Genomic DNA, 12,804 nt, shown 5'->3' with positions numbered 1-12,804 from the left:
CTTCGACCTACAAGCTGGCTGTAGTGGCTTGTCTTGAGCGATTTTAAGTCGATGACCCGCAATGTGTGCGAATTATTGGCAAAAGGCAACCACAGGCTGCCTTTTTCTTTGACTATATGACGTTACAAAGTTAATATGCGCGCCCTATGCAAAAGGTAAAATTACCCCTGACTCTTGATCCGGTTCGTACGGCTCAAAAACGCCTCGATTATGAAGGTATCTATACTTCTGATCTGGTTGAGCGCGTCGCCGATTCTGTAGTCAGTGTGGACAGTGATGTGGAATGCTCCATGTCGTTCGCTATCGATAACCAGCGTCTCGCCGTTATAACCGGTGATGCGAAGGTATCGGTTACGCTCGAATGTCAGCGTTGCGGGAAACCGTTCCCACTTCATGTTCACACAACATATTGTTTTAGTCCTGTCCGTTCTGACGAGCAGGCTGAAGCACTCCCGGAAGCGTATGAGCCGATTGAGGTTAACGAATTCGGTGAAATCGATCTGCTTGCAATGGTTGAAGATGAGATTATCCTCTCCTTGCCGGTAGTTCCGGTGCATGATTCTGAACACTGTGAAGTGTCCGAGGCGGACATGGTCTTTGGCGAATTGCCTGATGAAGCGCAAAAACCAAACCCATTTGCCGTATTAGCCAGCTTAAAGCGTAAGTAATTGAGGAGTAAGGTCCATGGCCGTACAACAGAATAAACCAACCCGTTCCAAACGTGGCATGCGTCGTTCTCATGACGCTCTGACCGCAGTCACCAGCCTGTCTGTAGACAAAACTTCTGGTGAACAACACCTGCGTCACCACATCACTGCCGACGGTTTCTACCGTGGCCGTAAGGTAATCGCTAAGTAATCACGCATGACTCAATGGCTTTCCCACTTCTGGTGAGAAAGACAAAGAGTGAACGCGTGATGAAGCTTAGTGAGGCTTTCCCCGGGTGACTGGGGAAACACCTAACCGGGCAGCGACGATACCTTGACACGTCTAACCCTGGCGTTAGATGTCATGGGGGGAGATTTTGGCCCTACCGTGACAGTGCCTGCAGCATTGCAGGCACTGAATTCTAATTCGCAACTCACACTTCTTTTAGTCGGGGATCCCGATACAATCACGCCATTACTTGCCAAAGCTGACTTCGAACAACGTTCGCGTCTGCAGATTATCCCTGCTCAGTCAGTTATTGCCAGTGATGCCCGGCCCTCGCAAGCTATTCGCGCCAGTCGTGGAAGCTCAATGCGTGTTGCCCTGGAGCTCGTGAAAGAAGGTCAGGCACAAGCTTGTGTCAGCGCCGGTAATACGGGCGCACTCATGGGACTTGCGAAGTTATTGCTCAAACCTCTTGAGGGGATTGAGCGTCCTGCGTTGGTGACGGTGTTACCCCATCAGCAAAAGGGCAAAACGGTGGTGCTGGATTTGGGCGCCAACGTAGATTGTGATAGCACGATGTTGGTGCAATTTGCCGTCATGGGTTCCGTGCTGGCAGAAGAGGTTGTTGGCATTGCCAATCCTCGCGTAGCGTTACTCAACATCGGCGAAGAAGAAACGAAAGGTCTCGACAGTATTCGAGATGCTTCAGCTGTGCTAAAAACAATCCCTTCCATTAATTATATCGGCTATCTTGAAGCCAATGAGTTACTGACTGGCAAAACCGATGTGTTGGTCTGTGACGGTTTTACAGGTAATGTCACATTAAAGACGATGGAAGGTGTTGTCAGAATGTTCCTTTCACTGCTGAAATCTCAGGGTGAGGGCAAAAAACGGTCGTGGTGGCTTCTGTTATTAAAACGTTGGTTACAAAAAAGCCTGACAAGGCGATTTAGTCACCTCAACCCCGACCAGTATAATGGCGCCTGTCTGTTAGGATTGCGCGGCACGGTGATTAAGAGTCATGGTGCGGCCAATCAGCGAGCATTTGAAGTCGCGATTGAACAGGCAGTGCAGGCGGTGCAGCGACAAGTTCCTCAGCGAATTGCCGCTCGCCTGGAATCTGTATACCCAGCTGGATTCGAACTGCTGGACGGTGGCGAAAGCGCAAAATCACGAGCACACAGATAACGGTGCGTTTGTGAATGTGGCCACCGTATCAGCGATTTGCTCGTAGCGGTATATAACCAAAAAGTGACTGAGCGTACATGTATACGAAGATTATTGGTACTGGCAGCTATCTGCCTGAACAAGTGCGTACTAACGCCGATTTGGAAAAAATGGTTGAGACGTCTGATGAGTGGATCGTCACTCGTACAGGTATCCGTGAACGCCATATTGCAGCGCCAAATGAAACAGTTGCGACGATGGGCTTTGCCGCCGCAAACCGTGCGATTGAAATGGCGGGCATCGACAAAGAACAAATTGGTCTGATTGTGGTTGCTACCACATCATCCACTCACGCATTTCCAAGCGCGGCGTGCCAGATCCAAAGTATGCTGGGGATCAAAGGCTGTCCGGCGTTTGACGTTGCAGCCGCTTGTGCTGGCTTCACTTACGCCCTGAGCGTTGCCGACCAGTACGTTAAATCTGGCGCAGTTAAGCATGCTCTGGTCGTTGGCTCCGATGTCCTGGCCCGTACCTGCGATCCAACCGATCGCGGAACGATCATCATTTTCGGTGATGGGGCTGGTGCGGTTGTATTGAGCGCATCAGAAGAGCCAGGCATTCTCTCCACGCATCTGCACGCTGACGGTCGCTACGGCGAACTGTTGACGCTGCCTAACGCCGATCGCGTGAACCCGGAAAACCCGATCCACCTGACGATGGCGGGTAACGAAGTATTTAAAGTCGCGGTGACCGAGCTTGCGCACATCGTTGATGAAACGCTGGAAGCCAATAATCTCGACCGTTCTGCGCTGGACTGGCTGGTGCCGCATCAGGCTAACCTGCGCATTATCAGCGCGACAGCTAAAAAGCTGGGTATGTCGATGGATAATGTTGTCGTGACGCTCGACAGACATGGTAATACCTCTGCTGCCTCCGTACCGTGCGCGCTGGACGAAGCCGTCCGCGACGGGCGTATTAAAGCTGGGCAGTTGATATTGCTTGAAGCCTTCGGGGGTGGATTCACCTGGGGCTCCGCGCTGGTTCGTTTCTAGTATAAGGATTTAAACATGACGCAATTTGCATTTGTGTTTCCGGGGCAGGGTTCCCAGACCGTTGGGATGTTGTCTGAAATGGCAGCAAACTACCCAATTGTTGAAGAAACATTTGCTGAAGCATCAGCTGCACTGGGCTATGATCTGTGGGCGTTGACTCAGCAAGGTCCGGCTGAAGAACTGAATAAAACCTGGCAGACGCAGCCCGCGCTGTTGACCGCATCCGTTGCGCTTTATCGCGTATGGCAGCAGCAGGGGGGTAAAACACCTGCGATGATGGCGGGTCACAGCCTGGGCGAATATTCTGCGCTGGTATGTGCGGGTGTTATCAGTTTTGCCGATGCCGTACGTCTGGTTGAACTGCGTGGCAAATTCATGCAGGAAGCGGTTCCGGAAGGCACTGGCGGCATGTCTGCTATTATCGGTCTGGACGATGCTGCTATCGCTAAAGCGTGCGAAGAGTCTGCCGAAGGCCAGGTGGTTTCACCGGTAAACTTTAACTCACCGGGTCAGGTGGTTATTGCCGGGCATAAAGAAGCCGTAGAACGTGCTGGTGCTGCCTGTAAAGCCGCGGGCGCTAAGCGTGCGCTGCCGCTGCCGGTCAGCGTTCCTTCTCACTGCGCGCTGATGAAGCCTGCCGCTGAGAAACTGGCCGTTGAGCTGCAGAAAATCACCTTTAACGCGCCGACTGTTCCGGTTGTGAACAACGTCGACGTGAAGTGCGAGACCACGGCAGACGCAATTCGCGATGCGCTGGTTCGTCAGCTGTATAGCCCGGTTCAGTGGACTAAAACCGTTGAATTTATGGCATCCCAGGGCGTAGAGCACCTGTATGAAGTCGGTCCGGGTAAAGTTCTGACCGGTCTGACGAAACGTATTGTTGACACCCTGACTGCTTCGGCACTGAATGAGCCGGCGGCATTGTCTGCGGCGCTAGAGCAATAAAAGAGGAAGACCATGAGTTTTGAAGGAAAAATCGCGCTGGTTACCGGTGCAAGCCGTGGCATTGGCCGCGCAATTGCTGAGACACTTGTTGCCCGTGGCGCGAAAGTTATCGGTACTGCTACCAGCGAAAGCGGCGCGCAGGCCATTAGCGATTACTTAGGTGCAAATGGTAAAGGTCTGATGTTGAATGTGACCGATCCGGCATCTATCGAATCTGTTCTGGAAAATATTCGCGCAGAATTTGGTGAAGTCGATATCCTGGTCAATAATGCCGGGATTACTCGTGATAACCTGTTAATGCGCATGAAAGATGACGAGTGGAACGATATCATCGAAACCAACCTGTCATCTGTTTTCCGTCTGTCAAAAGCGGTAATGCGAGCTATGATGAAAAAGCGTCATGGGCGTATTATCACTATCGGTTCTGTGGTTGGTACCATGGGAAATGCGGGTCAGGCTAACTACGCTGCGGCGAAAGCGGGTCTGATCGGCTTCAGTAAATCACTGGCGCGCGAAGTTGCGTCTCGTGGCATTACTGTAAACGTTGTTGCTCCGGGCTTTATTGAAACGGACATGACGCGTGCGCTGTCTGATGATCAGCGTGCGGGTATTCTGGCGCAGGTTCCTGCGGGTCGCCTCGGTGGCGCTCAGGAAATCGCCAGTGCGGTTGCATTTTTAGCTTCTGACGAAGCAAGTTACATCACAGGTGAGACTTTGCACGTCAACGGCGGGATGTACATGGTTTAACCACGATGAAAAATATTTGCGTTATTGTAGGTCTTGGCCTCAAAATAACGTAAAATCGTGGTAAGACCTGCCGGGATTTAGTTGCAAATTTTTCAACATTTTATACACTACGAAAACCATCGCGAAAGCGAGTTTTGATAGGAAATTTAAGAGTATGAGCACTATCGAAGAACGCGTTAAGAAAATTATCGGCGAACAGCTGGGCGTTAAGCAGGAAGAAGTAACCAACAATGCTTCCTTCGTTGAAGACCTGGGCGCAGATTCTCTTGACACCGTTGAGCTGGTAATGGCTCTGGAAGAAGAGTTTGATACTGAGATTCCGGACGAAGAAGCTGAGAAAATCACTACCGTTCAGGCTGCCATTGATTACATCAACGGCCACCAGGCGTAAGTGAACATCTCCAGGCGGTCATTCGACCGCCTGAGTTTTATCTTTTTATCCCACTTGAATTATTTTCCCTCCCTGGAGGACAACCGTGTCTAAGCGTCGTGTAGTTGTGACCGGACTGGGCATGTTGTCTCCTGTCGGCAATACCGTAGAGTCTACCTGGAAAGCTCTCCTTGCCGGTCAGAGTGGCATCAGCCTGATCGACCATTTCGATACTAGCGCCTATGCAACGAAATTTGCTGGCTTAGTAAAGGATTTTAACTGTGAAGACATTATCTCGCGTAAAGAACAGCGCAAGATGGATGCCTTCATTCAATATGGAATTGTCGCTGGCGTTCAGGCCATGCAGGATTCTGGCCTCGAAATTACGGAAGAGAACGCTCATCGTATTGGCGCCGCTATCGGCTCTGGTATTGGCGGTCTCGGTCTGATCGAAGAAAACCATACCTCACTGGTAAACGGTGGGCCGCGTAAGATCAGCCCGTTCTTCGTTCCGTCGACGATTGTTAACATGGTGGCTGGTCATCTGACCATCATGTACGGCCTGCAAGGGCCAAGCATCTCCATCGCGACCGCCTGTACTTCAGGCGTGCATAACATCGGTCATGCCGCACGTATCATTGCATACGGCGATGCAGACGCGATGGTTGCGGGTGGTGCTGAAAAAGCCAGTACGCCGTTGGGTGTGGGTGGCTTTGGCGCGGCACGTGCACTGTCTACGCGTAATGATAACCCGCAAGCGGCAAGCCGCCCATGGGACAAAGAGCGTGACGGCTTTGTGCTGGGCGACGGCGCTGGCATGGTGGTACTGGAAGAGTACGAGCATGCGAAAGCGCGCGGTGCAAAAATCTATGCTGAAGTCGTTGGCTTCGGTATGAGCAGCGATGCTTACCACATGACGTCGCCACCGGAAAACGGTGCAGGCGCTGCGCTGGCAATGGTCAACGCACTGCGCGATGCGGCTATTGAAGCGGGTCAGATTGGCTATGTCAACGCGCATGGTACGTCTACGCCTGCAGGCGATAAAGCTGAAACCCAGGCAGTGAAATCTGTCTTTGGCGATGCGGCAAGCCGTGTGATGGTAAGCTCCACCAAATCCATGACCGGACACCTGTTGGGTGCGGCGGGCGCGGTAGAGTCTATTTTCTCTATCCTGGCGCTGCGCGATCAGGCTATTCCGCCAACCATCAACCTGGATAACCGGGATGAAGGTTGTGACCTGGACTTCGTACCTCATGAAGCGCGTCAGGTTAGTGGTCTGGAGTATGCGCTGTGTAACTCCTTTGGCTTCGGTGGTACCAACGGCTCTTTGATCTTTAAAAAGATTTAAGTCCGTCAGGTGATGCGCTAGCATCGATAGCAAATTGAAAAGGTCCGCTTGTCGGGCCTTTTTTTATTCGGTTTTCCGCCCTTGTCCTGTGTTACTCATCCTGCCAAACTAGCGGACCAGAAATAAGGAGCCACCATGTTCTTAATTAATGGCTGCGAGCAAGATATGCTGGCCGCAAGCGATCGAGCGACCCAATTTGGTGATGGCTGTTTTACCACTGCCTGTATTATCGACGGTGAAATTCCTCTCTTTGCAGCGCATCTTGCGCGTTTACAAGACGCTTGCCAAAAACTGCTGATCTCTTTTGAAGATTGGTCCGAGCTGCAAAATGAAATGAAAATGCTGGCGAAAGGGCACGTACGCGGAGTGTTGAAAGTGATTATCAGCCGTGGCAGTGGAGGCCGGGGTTACAGTGGCAAAAATTGTCATAGTGCCACACGCATCCTCTCCGTTTCATCCTGGCCCGATCATTACGATCGTTGGCGGCAAGAAGGTATTACGCTGGCGCTAAGCCCAGTGCGGCTGGGACGTAATCCACTGCTTGCCGGGCTTAAACACCTGAATCGACTGGAGCAGGTGTTGATTCGCTCTCATCTTGAACAGACGGACGCCGATGAAGCGCTGGTTCTTGACAGCGAGGGATGGGTTACGGAATGCTGTGCGGCTAATTTGTTCTGGCGTAAAGGCGATGTGGTTTACACGCCCCGGCTGGACCAGGCCGGAGTGAACGGTATTATGCGACAATTCTGTATCCGGATGCTGGCACAATCGCCATTCAGTATTGTCGAAGTGTATGCCGGGTTGGAGGAGGTAATGCAGGCTGATGAAATCGTCGTCTGTAACGCGTTAATGCCCATTATTCCCGTGCGTGCCTGTGGCGACACGTTGTTGTCTTCACGTTTGTTATTCGATTATTTAGCCCCACTTTGTGAGCACCCGAATTAGTCATGAAAAAACTGTTACTTGTTGTCCTGTTATTGCTGGTTGTGCTGGGCATTGCCGCTGGAGTGGGAATGTGGAAAGTTCGCCATCTGGCGGACAGCAAATTATTGATTAAAGAAGAAACGATTTTTACGCTGAAAGCGGGGACGGGCCGTCTGGCTCTCGGCGAACAGCTGTATGCAGACAAAGTTATCAATCGTCCGCGCGTGTTCCAGTGGCTGCTGCGTGTGGAGCCCGAGCTGTCGCATTTTAAGGCCGGAACATATCGCTTCACGCCTGACATGACGGTGCGGGACATGCTGCAACTGCTGGAAAGCGGCAAAGAGGCGCAGTTCCCGCTACGTCTGGTTGAAGGGATGCGCCTGAGCGATTACCTCAAACAGCTGCGTGATGCCCCGTATATCAAACATACGTTAAGCGACGATAGCTATGAGACCGTGGCCGAGGCACTTAAGCTGGAAAACCCGCAATGGGTAGAAGGCTGGTTCTGGCCAGATACCTGGATGTATACCGCCAATACTACTGACGTAGCGTTGCTAAAACGCGCGCATCAGAAAATGGTTAAAGCGGTGGATACTGTCTGGGAGGGGCGCGCTGATGGCCTGCCTTATCAGGACAAAAATCAGCTGGTAACCATGGCTTCTATTATTGAAAAAGAAACTGCGGTTGCCAGCGAGCGCGACCAGGTGGCTTCGGTCTTTATTAACCGCTTACGTATCGGTATGCGTTTACAAACCGATCCGACCGTGATTTACGGGATGGGTACACGGTATAATGGCAAATTGTCGCGTGTGGATTTAGACACCCCGACCGCCTATAACACCTATACCATCACGGGACTGCCGCCAGGCCCGATTGCCATGCCGGGAGAGGCCTCGTTGCAGGCCGCGGCGCATCCGGCAAAAACGCCGTATCTCTATTTTGTGGCTGACGGTAAAGGCGGCCACACGTTTAACACCAATCTTGCCAGCCATAACCGGTCCGTGCAGGATTACCTGAAAGTGCTTAAGGAAAAAAATGGGCAGTAACTATATCGTCATTGAAGGCCTGGAAGGCGCCGGAAAAACCACCGCGCGTAACGTGGTGGTGGAGACACTTGAGCAACTCGGTATTCGTGACATGGTTTTCACCCGTGAACCTGGTGGAACGCAGCTGGCTGAGAAACTAAGAAGTCTGGTGCTGGATATTAAATCGGTCGGTGACGAGGTCATTACCGATAAAGCCGAAGTTCTGATGTTTTACGCGGCGCGTGTACAGTTGGTCGAAACCGTTATTAAACCTGCACTGGCGAAAGGCGCGTGGGTAATTGGCGATCGTCACGATCTGTCGACCCAGGCGTATCAGGGCGGCGGACGCGGTATCGATCAAAACATGCTGGCAACCCTGCGTGATGCGGTGCTTGGTGATTTTCGCCCGGACCTGACGATCTATCTGGATGTGACGCCAGAAGTCGGGTTGAAGCGTGCCCGTGCCCGCGGCGAGCTGGATCGTATTGAGCAGGAATCTTTCGACTTCTTTAATCGTACTCGCGCGCGCTATCTTGAGCTGGCTGCCAAAGACGCCAGCATTCGTACTATAGACGCTACGCAGCCGTTGGAGGCTGTGATGGCTGATATCCGTCATACCATCACCCAATGGGTGAAGGAGCAGGGCGCATGAAATGGTACCCATGGTTACGACCGGATTTTGAAAAACTGGTAGCCAGCTACCAGACGGGTCGTGGTCACCATGCGTTACTGATTCAGGCGTTACCCGGAATGGGCGACGACGCGCTGATTTACGCCCTCAGCCGCTATTTAATGTGCCAGCAGCCGGAAGGGCATAAAAGCTGTGGACAGTGCCGCGGCTGTCAGCTAATGCAGGCGGGGACGCACCCTGACTACTATTCGCTGCTGCCGGAAAAAGGCAAAAGCACGCTCGGGGTTGATGCGGTACGCGAAGTCAGTGAAAAGCTGTACGAGCATTCGCGTCTCGGCGGTGCGAAGGTCGTGTGGATCCCGGATGCTGCCCAGTTAACCGATGCCGCCGCCAACGCCTTGCTGAAAACGCTGGAAGAACCCCCGGCACAAACCTGGTTTTTCCTCGCCAGCACAGAGCCAGCTCGCTTGCTGGCGACATTACGCAGCCGTTGTCGGTTACATCATCTTGCACCACCGCCGGAGTCGTATGCGATTTCCTGGCTTGCTCGTGAGGTGACTGCATCGTCAGAAGCGCTGCTGAGCGCGTTACGCCTGAGTGCAGGTTCGCCAGGCGCGGCACTTACGTTGTTACAGGCTGAAAGCTGGGCGCACCGCACAGATTTTTGTGCGGCACTGGTGAACACATTAAACACAGGCGACTGGTATATCTTGCTCGCGGCGTTAAATCACGATCAGGCTGCCGCCCGTTTACACTGGCTGGCAACGTTGTTGACCGATGCGTTGAAACGTCCGTATGGCGTTTCCCATTTAACGAATCCTGATGCGTTGGACCTGATATCTTCTATCGCAGAACGGTTATCCGTTGCCCAGATACAGGCGATACTCGGTGACGTTTGTCATTGTCGTCAGCAACTGCTGAACGTAACGGGCGTAAACCGTGAACTGGTGTTAACCGATCTTATTCTTCGTATTGAGCATTACCTGCAACCGGGCACCGTACTGCCTGTTCCCCATCTTTGAGAGAGACATTATGTTTTTAGTCGACTCACACTGCCATCTTGATGGCCTGGATTATCAATCTCTGCATAAGGACGTGGATGACGTGCTGGCAAAAGCGGCCGCACGTGATGTGAAATTCTGTCTTGCCGTTGCGACCACTCTGCCAGGATATCGCAGTATGCGCGAACTGGTCGGTGAGCGTGACAATGTGGTTTTCTCCTGCGGCGTGCATCCGTTAAATCAGGATGAAACCTATGATGTTGAGGACCTGCGTCGTTTTGCCGCCGAAGAGGGGGTTGTGGCGATGGGAGAAACCGGGCTGGACTATTTTTACACGCCGGAAACAAAGGTGCGCCAGCAGGAATCTTTTATCCACCATATTCAGATCGGCCGTGAGTTACAGAAGCCGGTTATCGTGCATACCCGCGATGCGCGAGCCGATACGCTGTCTATTCTGCGCGAAGAAAAAGTGACGGATTGTGGCGGCGTACTACACTGTTTTACAGAGGACAGAGAAACGGCGGGCAAATTACTGGACCTTGGATTCTATATCTCGTTTTCCGGCATCGTCACGTTCCGAAATGCAGAGCAGCTCCGTGATGCCGCCCGCTATGTTCCTCTGGACCGGTTATTGGTCGAGACGGATTCTCCCTACCTTGCGCCTGTACCGCATCGTGGAAAAGAGAACCAGCCCGCCATGACTCGTGACGTTGCTGAGTACATGGCCGTAGTGAAAGGTGTTGCCGTTGAAGAACTGGCGCAGGCAACCACTGATAACTTTGCCCGCCTGTTTCACATCGACGCTTCTCGCCTGCAATCTGTTCGTTAACTGACTTTTTTTAAAGCTCGTAATTAATCACTAATGCGAGTAAAGTTCACCGCCACAAAATGGGCGGTGAATAATCAGTTTGACACATTCAGAAACGCATTTTATCGGAATGTGCGGATTTTGCGGCCATTCACGACTGAACTGTGATAGCCGTCAAACAAAAACAAACTGAATTATTTTACTCTGTGTAATAAATAAAGGGTACTTAGATGCCCTGTACACGGCGAGGTTCTCCCCCCTCGCCAATGCGTGAGAACGTAGAATACACAAAGTCAATCAAGCTGCATCAAGGCGGCAAGTGAGTGAATTGCAGGAGCTTACTAGAGTAAGTGACTGGGATGAGCGAGCGCAGCCCGCCCTGAGGCGGTTTGAAGGATGAAGTGTATAAGCACAAATACTCAGGAGCACTCCTAATTATGTTTAAGAATGCATTTGCTAACCTGCAAAAGGTCGGTAAATCGCTGATGCTGCCGGTATCCGTACTCCCGATTGCAGGTATCCTGCTGGGCGTCGGTTCCGCTAACTTCAGCTGGCTGCCAGCCGTTGTATCGCACGTAATGGCAGAAGCAGGCGGTTCTGTTTTTGCGAACATGCCGCTGATTTTTGCTATCGGTGTTGCGTTAGGCTTCACTAATAATGACGGTGTATCTGCACTGGCATCCGTTGTTGCTTACGGCATCATGGTTAAGACCATGGCTGTTGTTGCGCCGCTGGTTCTGCATTTACCTGCTGAAGAGATCGCCGCTAAACACCTTGCTGATACGGGTGTTCTCGGGGGGATTATCTCCGGTGCGATTGCAGCGTATATGTTTAACCGTTTCTACCGTATCAAATTGCCTGAGTATCTTGGCTTCTTTGCGGGTAAGCGCTTCGTTCCTATCATTTCTGGTCTGGCTGCCATCTTCACAGGTGTGGTTCTGTCCTTCATTTGGCCGCCGATTGGTACTGCTATTCAGACGTTCTCTCAGTGGGCTGCATACCAGAACCCGGTCGTGGCGTTCGGTATCTATGGCTTCATTGAGCGCTGCCTGGTACCGTTTGGTCTGCACCATATCTGGAACGTTCCATTCCAGATGCAGATCGGTGAATACACCAACGCTGCGGGCCAGGTGTTCCACGGTGATATTCCTCGCTATATGGCGGGTGACCCGACTGCGGGCAAACTGTCCGGTGGCTTCCTGTTCAAAATGTACGGTCTGCCGGCTGCTGCTATCGCTATCTGGCACTCTGCTAAACCAGAAAACCGCGCGAAAGTGGGCGGTATCATGATCTCCGCGGCGCTGACCTCGTTCCTGACCGGTATTACCGAGCCGATCGAGTTCTCCTTCATGTTCGTGGCGCCGATCCTGTACATCATCCACGCGATTCTGGCTGGTCTGGCATTCCCGATCTGTATCCTGCTGGGTATGCGCGACGGTACGTCGTTCTCCCACGGTCTGATCGACTTTATCGTTCTGTCCGGTAACAGCAGCAAACTATGGCTGTTCCCGATTGTCGGTATCGGTTATGCGATAGTTTACTACACCATCTTCCGTGTGCTGATCAAAGCGCTGGACCTGAAAACGCCAGGTCGTGAAGATGCTACCGAAGACAGCAAAGCAGGTGCGACCGGTGAAATGGCTCCGGCTCTGGTTGCTGCATTCGGCGGTAAAGAAAACATCACTAACCTCGATGCGTGCATCACTCGTCTGCGTGTCAGCGTGGCTGACGTTGCTAAAGTGGATCAGGCTGGCCTGAAGAAACTGGGTGCGGCAGGCGTTGTGGTAGCTGGTTCCGGTGTTCAGGCTATCTTCGGGACTAAGTCCGATAACCTGAAAACTGAAATGGATGAGTACATCCGTAACAGCTAAGCAGTAAGAAGTTGGGGAGAACTAAGGCAGCCTGCGGGCTGC

At 52.3% G+C, this 12,804-nt stretch carries 14 protein-coding genes; all 14 read left to right on the top strand.

Annotated elements, in window-relative coordinates:
- Positions 1–146 precede the first annotated feature (146 nt).
- Positions 147–668 (top strand): 23S rRNA accumulation protein YceD, encoded by a 522-nt coding sequence (yceD, locus tag BZK40_RS14790; RefSeq protein WP_003036239.1) that lies wholly within the window; start codon positions 147–149, stop codon positions 666–668.
- Positions 669–684: 16 nt separating this feature from the next.
- Positions 685–858 carry a 50S ribosomal protein L32 gene (rpmF, locus tag BZK40_RS14785; RefSeq protein ID WP_003036242.1) on the top strand — a complete coding sequence of 58 codons (174 nt, stop codon included), beginning with the start codon at positions 685–687 and terminating at the stop codon, positions 856–858.
- A 123-nt stretch (positions 859–981) separates the two neighbouring features.
- Entirely contained in the window at positions 982–2,061 is a 1,080-nt protein-coding gene (gene plsX, locus BZK40_RS14780) for a phosphate acyltransferase PlsX (protein WP_071846967.1), read from the top strand.
- A 77-nt stretch (positions 2,062–2,138) separates the two neighbouring features.
- A complete protein-coding gene (gene fabH, locus BZK40_RS14775) occupies positions 2,139–3,092 on the top strand; it encodes a beta-ketoacyl-ACP synthase III (protein ID WP_003832181.1) in 954 nt (317 codons plus the stop codon).
- A 15-nt stretch (positions 3,093–3,107) separates the two neighbouring features.
- Entirely contained in the window at positions 3,108–4,037 is a 930-nt protein-coding gene (fabD, locus tag BZK40_RS14770) for an ACP S-malonyltransferase (RefSeq protein ID WP_079934890.1), read from the top strand.
- 12 nt (positions 4,038–4,049) lie between these two features.
- Entirely contained in the window at positions 4,050–4,784 is a 735-nt protein-coding gene (gene fabG / locus BZK40_RS14765) for a 3-oxoacyl-ACP reductase FabG (protein ID WP_003036255.1), read from the top strand.
- Positions 4,785–4,938: 154 nt separating this feature from the next.
- The gene (gene acpP / locus BZK40_RS14760; protein ID WP_000103754.1) at positions 4,939–5,175 is read left to right on the top strand and encodes an acyl carrier protein; all 237 of its coding nucleotides are present in this window, start codon (positions 4,939–4,941) and stop codon (positions 5,173–5,175) included.
- A gap of 85 nt (positions 5,176–5,260) precedes the next feature.
- A complete protein-coding gene (fabF, locus tag BZK40_RS14755) occupies positions 5,261–6,502 on the top strand; it encodes a beta-ketoacyl-ACP synthase II (RefSeq protein ID WP_079934889.1) in 1,242 nt (413 codons plus the stop codon).
- A 135-nt stretch (positions 6,503–6,637) separates the two neighbouring features.
- Positions 6,638–7,447 carry an aminodeoxychorismate lyase gene (gene pabC, locus BZK40_RS14750; RefSeq protein ID WP_079934888.1) on the top strand — a complete coding sequence of 270 codons (810 nt, stop codon included), beginning with the start codon at positions 6,638–6,640 and terminating at the stop codon, positions 7,445–7,447.
- A gap of 2 nt (positions 7,448–7,449) precedes the next feature.
- Positions 7,450–8,472 carry a cell division protein YceG gene (gene yceG, locus BZK40_RS14745; protein ID WP_008784373.1) on the top strand — a complete coding sequence of 341 codons (1,023 nt, stop codon included), beginning with the start codon at positions 7,450–7,452 and terminating at the stop codon, positions 8,470–8,472.
- Positions 8,462–9,103, top strand: a complete 642-nt coding sequence (tmk, locus tag BZK40_RS14740) for a dTMP kinase (protein ID WP_048214457.1) — start codon at positions 8,462–8,464, stop codon at positions 9,101–9,103. The genes yceG and tmk overlap by 11 nt, the downstream gene beginning before the upstream one ends.
- Positions 9,100–10,104, top strand: a complete 1,005-nt coding sequence (gene holB, locus BZK40_RS14735) for a DNA polymerase III subunit delta' (protein ID WP_048235646.1) — start codon at positions 9,100–9,102, stop codon at positions 10,102–10,104. The genes tmk and holB overlap by 4 nt, the downstream gene beginning before the upstream one ends.
- Before the next feature lie 10 nt (positions 10,105–10,114).
- Complete coding sequence (locus tag BZK40_RS14730) at positions 10,115–10,912, top strand: metal-dependent hydrolase (protein ID WP_020996495.1); 798 nt, start codon at positions 10,115–10,117, stop codon at positions 10,910–10,912.
- A 416-nt stretch (positions 10,913–11,328) separates the two neighbouring features.
- Complete coding sequence (ptsG, locus tag BZK40_RS14725; protein WP_003836725.1) at positions 11,329–12,762, top strand: PTS glucose transporter subunit IIBC; 1,434 nt, start codon at positions 11,329–11,331, stop codon at positions 12,760–12,762.
- Positions 12,763–12,804 lie beyond the last annotated feature (42 nt).

Source organism: Citrobacter portucalensis (assembly GCF_002042885.1).
In the GTDB taxonomy this organism is placed as follows: Bacteria; Pseudomonadota; Gammaproteobacteria; order Enterobacterales; family Enterobacteriaceae; genus Citrobacter; species Citrobacter portucalensis.
Note: the sequence above shows the minus strand (reverse complement) of the source record. Positions and strands in the feature narration are given on the sequence as shown.

What these genes read in the sequence shown, in the direction of transcription:
- yceD (WP_003036239.1), top strand. Translation starts at nt 147, where the DNA reads ATGCAAAAGGTAAAATTACCCCTGACTCTTGATCCGGTTCGTACGGCT.
- rpmF (WP_003036242.1), top strand. Translation starts at nt 685, where the DNA reads ATGGCCGTACAACAGAATAAACCAACCCGTTCCAAACGTGGCATGCGT.
- fabH (WP_003832181.1), top strand. Translation starts at nt 2,139, where the DNA reads ATGTATACGAAGATTATTGGTACTGGCAGCTATCTGCCTGAACAAGTG.
- fabD (WP_079934890.1), top strand. Translation starts at nt 3,108, where the DNA reads ATGACGCAATTTGCATTTGTGTTTCCGGGGCAGGGTTCCCAGACCGTT.
- fabG (WP_003036255.1), top strand. Translation starts at nt 4,050, where the DNA reads ATGAGTTTTGAAGGAAAAATCGCGCTGGTTACCGGTGCAAGCCGTGGC.
- acpP (WP_000103754.1), top strand. Translation starts at nt 4,939, where the DNA reads ATGAGCACTATCGAAGAACGCGTTAAGAAAATTATCGGCGAACAGCTG.
- pabC (WP_079934888.1), top strand. Translation starts at nt 6,638, where the DNA reads ATGTTCTTAATTAATGGCTGCGAGCAAGATATGCTGGCCGCAAGCGAT.
- yceG (WP_008784373.1), top strand. Translation starts at nt 7,450, where the DNA reads ATGAAAAAACTGTTACTTGTTGTCCTGTTATTGCTGGTTGTGCTGGGC.
- tmk (WP_048214457.1), top strand. Translation starts at nt 8,462, where the DNA reads ATGGGCAGTAACTATATCGTCATTGAAGGCCTGGAAGGCGCCGGAAAA.
- holB (WP_048235646.1), top strand. Translation starts at nt 9,100, where the DNA reads ATGAAATGGTACCCATGGTTACGACCGGATTTTGAAAAACTGGTAGCC.
- BZK40_RS14730 (WP_020996495.1), top strand. Translation starts at nt 10,115, where the DNA reads ATGTTTTTAGTCGACTCACACTGCCATCTTGATGGCCTGGATTATCAA.
- ptsG (WP_003836725.1), top strand. Translation starts at nt 11,329, where the DNA reads ATGTTTAAGAATGCATTTGCTAACCTGCAAAAGGTCGGTAAATCGCTG.